This window comes from Luteococcus sanguinis, from assembly GCF_039527675.1.
Classification (GTDB): Bacteria; Actinomycetota; Actinomycetes; order Propionibacteriales; family Propionibacteriaceae; genus Luteococcus; species Luteococcus sanguinis.
In genome coordinates, this window is the sequence record NZ_BAAAKI010000011.1 from 42,926 (window position 1) to 49,250 (window position 6,325).

5 protein-coding genes are annotated in these 6,325 nt (G+C 65.9%); 1 reads left to right on the top strand and 4 read right to left on the bottom strand.

The annotated features are described in order from the left end of the window. Positions 1 to 48: 48 nt before the first annotated feature. Genes ABD089_RS08590 through ABD089_RS08605 form a run of 4 tightly spaced genes read right to left on the bottom strand, consistent with a single transcriptional unit; the run spans position 49 to position 5,535 of the window. Positions 49 to 2,304, bottom strand: coding sequence for a glycoside hydrolase family 43 protein (locus ABD089_RS08590; protein WP_343885915.1), 2,256 nt, complete (start codon positions 2,302 to 2,304; stop codon positions 49 to 51). Positions 2,305 to 2,333: 29 nt separating this feature from the next. Then, positions 2,334 to 3,152, bottom strand: coding sequence for a carbohydrate ABC transporter permease (locus ABD089_RS08595; RefSeq protein ID WP_343885916.1), 819 nt, complete (start codon positions 3,150 to 3,152; stop codon positions 2,334 to 2,336). Beyond that, complete coding sequence (locus ABD089_RS08600) at positions 3,149 to 4,189, bottom strand: carbohydrate ABC transporter permease (RefSeq protein ID WP_343885917.1); 1,041 nt, start codon at positions 4,187 to 4,189, stop codon at positions 3,149 to 3,151. The genes ABD089_RS08595 and ABD089_RS08600 overlap by 4 nt, the downstream gene beginning before the upstream one ends. Further along, positions 4,186 to 5,535 (bottom strand): ABC transporter substrate-binding protein, encoded by a 1,350-nt coding sequence (locus tag ABD089_RS08605; protein ID WP_343885918.1) that lies wholly within the window; start codon positions 5,533 to 5,535, stop codon positions 4,186 to 4,188. Before ABD089_RS08605 ends, ABD089_RS08600 begins: the two co-directional genes overlap by 4 nt. A gap of 186 nt (positions 5,536 to 5,721) precedes the next feature. On the opposite strand from ABD089_RS08605, the gene ABD089_RS08610 reads away from it, so the two are divergent. Beyond that, positions 5,722 to 6,325 (top strand): LacI family DNA-binding transcriptional regulator (locus tag ABD089_RS08610; protein WP_343885920.1); only part of this gene is annotated, 604 nt, incomplete at its 3' end.

Below are 6,325 nucleotides of genomic sequence, written 5' to 3' on the forward strand. Positions count from 1 at the left end.
GGACCAAGGCACCCACGGCCGCTGCCCGCCGGAAGCGGCGCGGATTCATCAGTTGGGCCATGTACCCGGGGCAGCGGTGGCCGTGTCGATGCGGAACCAGTCGAAGCTGGCGGCAGCCGCAGGGGTTGCACCGCCTCCGGTGTACAGACCGATCCTGGGATTCGTGCCGGCGGCGAAGGTCCACGTGGCGCCCCAGGACCAGTTGGTGCCATCGCGGCTGATCGCTGCCCGGTAGAGCTGCTCACCGTTGGCGGCCGTGTGGTGCGCGATCCGCATCCACATGGTCGCAGCGTTCGCCCCGACGATGGCGCCGCCGTAGTTGACCCGTCCATCCGGAGCGGCTGCGGTCTCGCGTCCGAACTCGACGGTGCGGGTGCCCCAGATGGAGACCGAGCCGAGGCGAGCGAAGTCGTCATCGGTGTTGTGCACCACCAGTCCGGCCTGCTGGTAGTTGCGGTCGTTCGAGTCTTGGCCAAGATCAAGGGTGAACTTCGTCTCCGCGATCCAGTCGCCCGGCGGGGCCTCGCGCAGCAACAACGCGCCCGAACCCCCCGCGCCGGTCAGGTCGACAGACCTGAGTGGCCAGACCAGTGAGTCGGAGGTGAGCGAGACGTCAGCCTGCGGGCGTACCCACTGCCATGAGGGATCCATCGAAGCGTTGAACTCGTCGGTGAAGAAGCTTGCACCGCGGGCCGGTTGCGGGCTCAGGGCCACGGCCTCGACCGCGGGTCGGGCGGCAGTCAAGTTGTCGACCAGACCATTGCCGATGACACGTACCGGCGCGGCGGGGAGCGATAAGCCCGCCACCGTGGTTCGGACGATCGCCGCCGGGTCGGACAAGTCCTCCGGCGATACATGGGCCGTCAGGTTTCCACGATCCACCTCGACCACGACGCTGGCCCAACCCGTGAGCTCCGGGAGCCCGTCTGTGACGACCCGTCCACGTACCTGAAGGCTGAGTTGGTGCGCGATGGGGTCGATGACCACCTTCACCTGGTCACGGCCCGAACCGAGGAAGACCTGGGTCTTCGCGCCTGACTTCACGTCCATCCGGACGCGGACGTCACCGGCCGGCAGTGCGGAGGTGGACGAGGTGCCGTTGACCAGGGCGGAGACGCCGCCCTGGGGGTCGGCCACGGGAGTGGTCCGAGACATCCCGTCGGCGGGCGACGCCGGGGTTGCACCCACCAAGGAGTTCACCACCGGTGCGGCCATCGGGGCGTCCGAAGGCCCGAAGCCGGCATTCACCCGCGGCCAGCCATCGATCCAGTCGATGCGATCGATCAGCATGGGGCGCTTGTTGATGCCGAAGGGTTTGGCCAGCCATGGGTCATTGCGGTCGATGGCGTGGTAGACGAGGAAGTCACGCCCAGATGCGTCGGTGAACATGGCGTTGTGCCCAGCCCCCACCCAGGTGTTTCCGTTCTGGGTGACGACGATGGTGCCACCGGTCACGGACGCGTTGAGGTCCAGCCCGTCCTGGTCCAGGTAGGGCCCCATCGGCGATCGGGAGCGCCCCGCGAACACGGAGTAGCCGGTGGTGGGCCCCGCGCAGCAGTTCGCCGAGGACGCCATCAGGTAGTACCAACCGTCGTGCTCGACGATGTAGCTGCCCTCGTAACGGTCCCAGTGGCCGATCTGGGTCGGCTCACCGACGCGCGTCAGCCCGTCGTCAGAGACGCGCGTTATGTGCACGCCTCCGTAGTACGAGCCCCAGGACAGGTACTGGTTGCCGTCCGTGTCCGTGAAGCCGCTGGGATCAATGGTCCAGAAGTAGTCACCGGGGTTGTTGGCCCGAGGCGCCACGATCGGTGAGGCGGTGGGGGTCCAGGGGCCGGTGGGAGTGGGGGCGGTGGCCACACCGATCGCGTTGTCGACGCCGTCGTTCAGCGTCGTGTCGGTGACGCTGAAGTACATGACGTACCGTCCGTCGATGTACCGGACGTCCGGCGCCCAGAGCCCGGCGGACTCGGTTGCATAGGACGGGCGGTTGGCGTCGGTGAAGATGGGGCCGATGTAGTCCCAGCTCACCCAGTCCCTGGTGCGCGAGATGTGGCCCACGACGCTGGGTTCACCGGCGCGGAGCGGGTCGGCGGTGGCGTAGGCGTACCACCATCCGTCCTTGCCCTGGATGACCGACGGATCGGCATAGGTGTCCGCGAAGGACTGGGAGACCGGGTTGGTGTAGGTGGCGGGCGTGTCCGCACTGGCCGTGGTCAGGGCAGCGGCCGAGAACGTCAGCATCAAGCCAGCGATGGCGACGGCGGCAAGCGATCGAGCGGTACGAGTGGTGGGAGCACTCATCATCGTCTCCTTGTGGAGTGGGAATGGGTTCACTTCAGGCCAGAGCTGGCGACGCCCTGGATGATGTAGCGCTGCAAGAACACGTAGATGACAAGGACGGGGACGGCGGCGATCGATGCGCCGGCCATGACGACCGGGTAGTCGATCGTGTACGCACCCTGAAGCCGGCTCAACCCGATCGGGAGGGTGAGCTTGTCGTACATGACGTACAGGGGCCAGACGAAGTCATTCCAGTTCGCGAGGAAGCTCAGGACGACGAGCGTCATGACGGCGGCCTTGGCGTTGGGCAGGACGATGCGGAAGAAAGTGGTCATCGGCCCGGCACCATCGATGCGGGCGCTCTCCTCGAGCTCCACGGGCAGGGCGGTGAAGAACTGGCGCATGAAGAACACCCCGAAGGCACCGGCCGCGCCGGGCACCACCAGGGCCTGGAGGGTGTCGAGCCACTGGAGCTTGCTCATCATCTCGAAGTTCGGCATCAGGAAGATGAAGCCCGGGACGAACATGGTCGACAGGATCAGGCCGAAGATCGCAGTGCGTCCACGAAAGTGCATCCTGGCCAATGCATAGCCAGCCATGGATGCGACGGTGACGACGAGCAGCGCGTGCAGGCTGGCGGCGATCAACGAGGTGGCGAACCACTGCATCACCGGCGAACCCGCGTCACTCAGCAGCGTGCGGTAGGCACCCAGGGTCCAGGTCTCGGGGATGAAGGTCGGCGGCACCTGCTGGGACTCGCTGCGGGTCTTGAAGGAGGTCAGGATGACCATCAGCAGCGGGCCGATGAAGACGAGCGTCAACGCCACCATCATCAGCCAGAACAGGGGGTTGCGGGGCGTGCGGTTCATGCGAACTCCCTTGAGGCCTCGACGGACCCATCGACCTGGACGCCCTTGGCGCGCCGACGATCGGCCGCCTTGGCCACCTTGCGGGCGGCAGCAGCGTCCTTGTCGCGCATCAGCCAGAACTGGAGCAGTGAGACCAGCCCGAGGCACAACGCCAGCAGGTAGCTCTCCGCCGCGGCCTGGCCGGCTCGGTTCTGCTTGAAACCGAGGTCGGTCATAACCATGATCGCGGTCTGCGTCGACTGCGCCGGGCCGCCGGTGGTGATCATGTACGACTGGCCGAACATGTTGGCGCTGGCCAGGATCGTGGTGATCATGATGAAGATCAGGACCGGCCGCAGGCCGGGCAGGGTGATGTTTCGGAACTGCTGCCATGTGTTCGCCCCGTCGAGGGAGGCTGCTTCGTACTGTTCCGGTGGAATGTCGCCCAGACCGGCCAGGTAGATGATGGCGTTGAAGCCCATCGTCCACCACACCGTGACGCCGACCAGGGCAATCCACGCCCAGGGCTGGTCGGTGGTCCACTGGATGTTGGTGTGCAGCAGCCGATTGACGATGCCGAAGTTGCCGTCCAGCAAGTAGCGCCACATCAGGCCGATGACCGCCACGCCAAGCACATAGGGGGCGAAGAACATGGCGCGGAAGAAGGTACGTCCCGGGAACTGGCGATTGAGCAGCAGGGCCAGCAGCAGCGGGACGGTGATCAGGAGGGGCACGGACATCAGCGTGAACAGGCCGGTGTTCTTCATGCCATTCCAGAAGTCGTCGTAGGCAACCGACTCGGGGTCGAAAAGGTTCGTGTAGTTCTCCGCGCCGACCCACGGGCGCCCCGGCAGCGTGAAGTCCCAGTCATGGAGGCTGATCCACAGGCCGTAACCGGCGGGCACCAGCACGAACAGCATGAACAGCAGCAGGTAGGGCGCCAGGAACAGCCATGGGATGAAGGGGTTTCCATGCACCCGCTTGCCCCTGGCCACCGACGCGGGGGTCCCGCCCCCGGCCGGCTGGCCGAGGGCGGGACCGAGCGCGGGGGAACTCATCCTTGGTACTTCTTCTTGTTGGCCTCAAGCATCTTGGTGGCGCGAGCCGCCGACTCCTTGAGGCTGGTGGCAGCGTCCTTCGAGCCGAGGGTGACCTCATTGCAGGACTTGTAGAACTCACCGATGACGTCCGCGATGCCGGGCACGGCGGGCGGGAAGACCAGGTCGTTGATCTGGGCGCCGATGGTGGCCTGCTCGGTGAGCGCCTTGAACTCAGCCGAGTCGCGCACCGAGTTGCGGGCCGGAACCTGGCCGCCCTTGGCCCATTCGAGCGACTGCTGCGAGATCCAGTTGAGGAAGACGCGGCTGGCGGTGGACTTGTTCTGGTCGGCCGTCTTCTGGGTGGGCAGGACGAACTGGTGCGAACCGGCCCAGTCAGCCGCCTTCTCACCGATCGTCGGGAGAGCGGCGACGCCCCACTTGAGCCCCGTCTTCTCGTTGAGGCTGTTGATGGACCAGATGCCGTTCCAGTTGAAGGCCGTCTTGCCGTTCTGCAGGGCGATGATGTCGGCGTCCTGGGCGACCTTGGCGGGCGAGTGGCCATTCTTGATCAGGTCGGTCCACCAGGTGAAGGCCTTGACCGCCTGCTCGGAGTCCCAGGTGGCGGTGGCTGCGTCGTCGGAGAAGAGGGAGCCGCCGAACTGGTGCACCAGCGCGTACAGCGACATGCCGCCCGTGAACTGGAAGGGGCTGGCCCAGTGGCCCTGGATGCCCTTGGCCTTCAGCTTGTCCAGCGCGTCCATGTACTCGTCATTGTTGGTTGGCGGCTTGTCTGCGTCCAGACCCGCCTTGTCCATGACGTCCTTGTTGTAGAAGAAGCCCATCGGGTGCACGTCCAGCGGGATGGAGTAGCGCACGTCGTTGTAGATGCCGGCCTGCCACGGGACGGGCGCGAAGTCGCTCTCGGTCAGGCTGAGTGCCTTGGCGACGTCGTCGAGGGGTTGGATGATCTTGCGGGCGGCGTTGGTGGCCACCGAGTCGACGTGCATGATCGCGACATCGGGGCCCTTGCCGGCCTGGACGGCCGTCGGCAGCTTGGCGTAGTAGTCGGCCCACTGCATCGTCTGGGTGGTGATCTTCACGTTCGGGTGCTCGGCCGTGAACTTGTCGACCAACTTCTTCATGTAGGCGCCATCACCGCCCGTGAACCCGTTCCAGAAGGACAGGGTGACCTCAGGGCCGTCGTAGGCCGTGGCGGCCGCACTCGCGGCGGCGCCGGTCGCGACGGAATCACCGGTCGCGCTCTTGCCGCCACCGCAGGCGCTCAGCAGGCCGGCCGCCGAAAGGCCGAGCCCGCCGCCAATGATGCCGCGGCGGGTGAGCGAGGTGGTCGAGGGATGGTTCATGGAAGCCTCCGCTGGGTCGTGACGCCCTCTACGTCAAGGACGTCCATGGGTCGGGCTCCGGTGCCCGGCCAGTGCTTTGATCAAGCTTTGCAACGCTGCAACTGGTGTGTCCAGACTTTTCGGAAACAATTTTCCTCCGTTGCAATTTTGTGACGCAACAGGTCGGCACGTGGCTAGGCTCCCACCATGGCGATTCGACTGATCGACGTGGCAGAGCGGGCGGGAGTCTCTGTGCGCACCGCGTCCAATGTCGTCAACGACTACCCGCACGTGAAGGCGAGTACCCGCGCCAAGGTGCAGGCAGCCATCAATGATCTTGGCTACCGACCCAACATCGCCGCTCGCCAACTCAAGTACGGGCGCAGTGGCTTCATCGCCCTCGCAATCCCGCAGATCGACTCTCCCTATTTCGCCGAGCTGGCGCAGCGGTTCACCGAGATCGCCCGTGACCTCGGGTGGATCGCCTTGATGGACGTCACGAACGGTTCCCGGGCCGAGGAGCAGGTCGTGCTGGACGGCATGAAGGGGCACGCGGTCGACGGAGTGATCTTCTCGCCTCTCTCCCTTCGGGCAGCAGACTTCGACGGACGCGATGCCCAGACGCCCATGGTGCTGCTGGGCGAACGGGCCGTCCCCGACGGCTACGACCACGTCGCCGTCGATTCGGTGTCCGCATCGCGCGCGATGGTGGAACACCTGCTGTCACTGGGTCGTCGGCGGATCGCGGTCATCGGCCATGAGGCCAAGGACGGAACGGCGTCGGTTCGTCTGCAGGGCTACCTGGCCGCGC